A 4,400-nucleotide genomic window follows, 5' to 3' on the forward strand; every position below is an offset into this window, starting at 1 on the left:
GGGGTCGGGCCCAGCGCTTCGCAGCGCTGGGCCCTTTCGTTTGCTTCAGGGCTGGGCGCTCGGCGGGATCGGCGCCAAGGGCTGCGGTCCGCGCCCCGGCAGCGGCAGTCCCGCCCGGCGCCAAGCCGGCACGCCGCCCTGGTAGATCAGCGTGTGCCGCCAGCCCAAGCGGGCGGCCTTCGTCGCCGCGATGCGGCTGCGCACGCAATCGAGGCCGTAGCAGTAGAAGGCCAGGGCGTCGCGCGCCGGATCGAGATCCGGCCACCAGCGCTCGATCAGCACGGTGAGCGAGTCGTCGACGACGTGGGCGGGCAGGGGCGTGGCGCCCGGCAGGTGCTCGCGCGCGAAGTCCCCGTGGCCGCGCAGGTCGAAGAGGGGCAGGCGCGGCTGGCGCTCGTCGGCGAGTGCGGGGTTGCCGGCGCCGAGCAGGGCGCGCATTGCCTCCGTGTCGAGGATGCGCGTCGCCGGCAGCGTGGAGTCGGCCTGCCAGGCCGCCCAGCCACCGAGCTGCACAGCGGCCTTCACGTCGATGAGGCGCAGGAGCAGGTAGCAGAAGCCCGGCAGAGGATCGGCGGCGTCCGCGCCGGCGAAGACGAAGGTCGCCTCGAGGTCCACGCGATCGCGCGGGCGCGGACCGAAGGCCGCGAGGACCGCCCGCGCCGAATCGGGGGGCAGCCAGGCGCCCTCGGCGCTGAGCAGGCGGGCCGGGTCGAAGGCGAGCGCGTGGGGAATGTGCCCCGTCTCGCCAGCCCAGGCCGCCTCGCCGCGCAGGTCGAGGATCTCGGCCGTCCGCGTGTCGCCCATCCGGGCCAAGATCCAGGCGTTGTCCACCGCCAGCCCCGGCCGCGGCGCGGGTGCCGGCAGTGGCGCCGCGAGGGGGGGCGCCGACGTTTCGAGGACGCCGCCTGCCCGGGCCCAGGCCTCGATGCCGTCCGCGAGCACCCGCGGCGGCGCGCAGCCTGCCCACTCGAGCGCCCATAAGGTGCGGCCGATCGCCGGCAGCCCGAGGCCATCCGCATAGAGGAGCAGCGGCGTCTCGCTGCCGATTCCCTGCTCGCCCAGCCAGGCGGCCAGCGGCGCGGGGCTGCCCGCGGCGATTGCCGCGGCGAGCGGCGTCTCGAGGTCGAAGGGCCGCGCCCCCGGCAGATGGCCGCGCGCGAAGGCCTCTGCCGGGCGGAGGTCGAGGGCCAGCGGCTGTTCGGCAGTTGGCAGCCGCGCCAGCTCCCGGGCGCTGATCAGGAGCGCCGGGTAGGCCGGCTGGCGCGCCGGGGCCCGGCCCAGCCAGGGGTAGGGGTCGTCGGGCGTGCGCGTTTGGGCCGGGGCAGGGTCGGCGGCGGCGAGCAAGACCGCGAGAACGAGGAGGGGGATGAGGCGCATGCCCGGATCCTAGGGCCGTCCTGGGGCCGTGGCAAGCCGGCGTTGCCCGCTTGGCAGGGTCCGGAGAAGCTGTTATCATTGACTGAAATTCCGCTGGCCGCGCCATGCCGCGCCGCGGGCGGTCGCCACCACTATCGCAAAGGACTCCGAATGATGGGCTTGCGCCTTGGCTGCGCTCTCCTCGCCCTCGGCTTGCCGGCCCTGGCCGGCGCTCAGCCCAGCCTTGAGTGGGCCGAGACGCGCGACGGCGGCGGCCTCTACGTCGACGAGGCGCGGCTGGCCGTCGTCGACCCCGCGGGCAACCTCGTCCTGGCCGGCACCAGCCACGACGGCGTGGGAGGCCTGGACCTGCTCGTCCTCAAGCTCTCGCGGGCAACCGGCGCCACGCTCTGGGAGCGCCGCCAGCCTTCCTTCGACGGCAACGACATGGCCGTGAGCGCGCTGAGCTGGGACGGGCTCGGCGATCTGCTGCTCGTAGGCTATGTCGTCGGCTGCGTCGGCTGAGGGCACGGCGACGACATCGTCGTCCTGAAGCTGGACGGCGAGACCGGAGAGGTTCTCTGGTTACAGCACTACGCTCCCCCCGGTGATCAGCACGAGACGGCCTACGCGCTGGCCGTCGCGCCGAACGGCGACGCCTTCGTCGCGGGCCGTGCCTACACGGCCGGCCGCCTGGACGACGTGGTCGCCCTGCGCCTGGCCAGCACCGACGGCGAGATCCTCTGGGTGAATCGGGTGGACGCCGGCGGCCGCAACGACCGCGCCTACGCGGCGCTGGTGGACGCGACGGGCGACCTGATCGTCACCGGCACGTCGGTGAACCCGGATGAATCCGCCGACTTCCTCACGCTGAAGCTGGCCGCCGGCGACGGCCAGGTGCTCTGGACCCGCCGCGCCCCGGGCGCCCTCAACAACGAGACGCCGTCGGGCTGGCTGGGCCTGGCCGCGGGGGGCAGCGACGTCTTCATGGCCAACAAGACCTGGCAGACGGGCCACTCCTTCGACGTCGTGCTCGCGCGCTACGCGGGCGCGGACGGCGCCGTCGAGTGGACTCGGCAGATCGACCACGGCGGCGTCGCCGACGACCCGCGGCAGATGATCGTCGACGGCGCCGGCTGGCCGGTGGTGGTGGGCGTCTCGGCGGGGAACTTCATGACGCTGCGCGTCGACCCGGCCACGGGCGACCCGCTCTGGGCGCGCTTCAAGGACGGCCCGATGGGCTGGTACGACATCGCCAATTGCGCGACGGTGGGGCCGGGCGGGCTCATCCTCACGGGGGGCTTCATGGACGGCGGTGCCTCGACCTGGGACGCGGCCGTGGTGGCCTACGAGCCGGCCAGCGGCGACGAAGCCTGGTCGCTCGTGTGGGACGGCGAGGACAGCCTCACCGACGAACTGCGCGCGCTGGCGCAGGGGCCTGGCGGCGAGCTCTACGCCGTGGGCTACAGCTACGCCACGGGCACGGACATGGACATGCTCGCGCTCCAGTACCGCTTCGCGCCCACGGCCGTGGACTCGCCCTGGCTGCCCGCCGCGCTCACCGCGCGCGCCTGGCCGAATCCCTTCCGCGAGTCCGTGCAGCTTCGCTTCGCGCTGCCCGCTGCGGGCGCCTATCGCGCGTCGATCCACGACGCGCAGGGCCGCCTCCTGCGCAGTTTCGCGGGCGAAGGCGCGGCCGGCGAGCAGGGTCTCGCTTGGGACGGCCGCGACGGCGCGGGGCGCGCCCAGCCGGCGGGGCTCTACTTCGTGCGCATCGCCGCGGAGGGCGCCGAGTGGAGCGGACGCCTGCTCAAGCTGCGCTGAGGCGGGGCGGGGAGAGACGCCGCCCCGCTAGTCGCCCATGAGCGCGCTCAGGCTGCGCTTGTAGCCCGCGAAGGCGCTGCGCCCGCTGCGCGTGAGCCGCAGGAGCGTGAGCGGGATCTTGCCACGAAAGGTCTTCTCCACCTCGACGTAGCCCGCCTGCTCCAGCTTGGCGAGATGGCTCGAGAGGTTTCCCTTCGTCAGGCCGCTCTCGCTGAGCAGCCAGAGGAAGTCGGCCTCCTTGACGCCACTGAGCAAGGCGACCAGGCGCAGCCGCGCTGGCTCGTGGATCACGCGGTCGAGCTCGCTCATGCCTGGGTCTCGCGCGGGTGGGCGGCCAGGTAGCGGCGCAGGCGCCAGAGGCCGAGTGCGACCGAGGCGGCACCCAGGCCGATGAAGAGCCAGTTCAGCGAGCGCCAGCCCAGCTTCAGCATGCCGATGCCGATGCCCAGCGCCAGGGCCACGCCGGCCAGGGCCAGGAGATGCGGCGCCCGCTGGCGCAGCGACAGCACGAGGAAGGCGAGGCTGATCACCAGGCCGATCGCCGGGGAGATCACCCGCTCCATGCCCTCCGCGCGTCCCGTGAGGATCAGCGTCGCCAGGCTGAGCGCGGCCAGGCAGGCCACGCCGGCCGCCAGCAGGCGCTGCCGCCGCGAGGGCTCGGGGTAGCCCACGTAGCCCGTGCGCGGGTAGCTCAGCCGCTCCTTCAGCCGCCGGATCAGCCAGTTGGCGCCGACTCCGCTCACCACGAGGACGGCGGGGATCGCCATCGTCAGGACACCGCCCCAGGCGCTGCGGGGCAGGGCGTCCTCGGCGATCAAGGCCGCGCTCCAGAGCAGCCAGACCAGCCCCATCACCCGCTCGGGGATGCCGTCGAGGGTCCAGTAGCGCTGCGAGCGGGTCTCCAGGTCTCTCAGTTCGGACGGGGTCGCCATGTTGGCCTCCTTTAGCAAACTGGTCTGCGTTGCAAACTAGTATGCAATAGCCGAGCGTACCTGTCAAGCCCCGCCGTCGCCGAAGGGCCGTTCTCCGGGTGGACTCTGGGTGAGTGCTGGGTGCGGCGGGCTAGTTGCCCCCGGCCACGAAGGCGTAGATCAGCGGCAGCAGGATGCCGATCAGCATCAGCACGCCGCCGCGGCCGATGAGGCCCTTGCGGCCCCGCACGAGGAAGATCCCCGTCACGGCGAGCACGATGACGACGCCGGCGTAGACGTCGGCGACGC

The 4,400-nt window shown here is 73.5% G+C and carries 5 protein-coding genes; 2 read left to right on the forward strand and 3 right to left on the reverse strand.

Annotated features, from left to right (window positions below):
• Positions 1-45: 45 nt before the first annotated feature.
• Positions 46-1,377 carry a hypothetical protein gene (locus tag FJ251_13890; protein ID MBM4118796.1) on the reverse strand — a complete coding sequence of 444 codons (1,332 nt, stop codon included), beginning with the start codon at positions 1,375-1,377 and terminating at the stop codon, positions 46-48.
• A gap of 150 nt (positions 1,378-1,527) precedes the next feature.
• Here FJ251_13890 and FJ251_13895 point away from each other — a divergent pair, with 150 nt between their 5' ends.
• Entirely contained in the window at positions 1,528-1,881 is a 354-nt protein-coding gene (locus FJ251_13895) for a hypothetical protein (GenBank protein MBM4118797.1), read from the forward strand.
• Positions 1,882-2,058: 177 nt separating this feature from the next.
• A complete protein-coding gene (locus FJ251_13900) occupies positions 2,059-3,180 on the forward strand; it encodes a T9SS type A sorting domain-containing protein (protein MBM4118798.1) in 1,122 nt (373 codons plus the stop codon).
• Between the two features lie 27 nt (positions 3,181-3,207).
• Here the strand turns inward: FJ251_13900 and FJ251_13905 are convergent, their stop codons facing one another.
• Complete coding sequence (locus tag FJ251_13905) at positions 3,208-3,489, reverse strand: helix-turn-helix domain-containing protein (protein ID MBM4118799.1); 282 nt, start codon at positions 3,487-3,489, stop codon at positions 3,208-3,210.
• Positions 3,486-4,112: a hypothetical protein gene (locus tag FJ251_13910; GenBank protein ID MBM4118800.1), complete on the reverse strand. Its 627-nt coding sequence runs from the start codon at positions 4,110-4,112 to the stop codon at positions 3,486-3,488. Before FJ251_13910 ends, FJ251_13905 begins: the two co-directional genes overlap by 4 nt.
• Positions 4,113-4,400 lie beyond the last annotated feature (288 nt).

It is taken from the genome of bacterium, from assembly GCA_016873475.1.
GTDB lineage: Bacteria > Krumholzibacteriota > Krumholzibacteriia > JACNKJ01 > JACNKJ01 > VGXI01.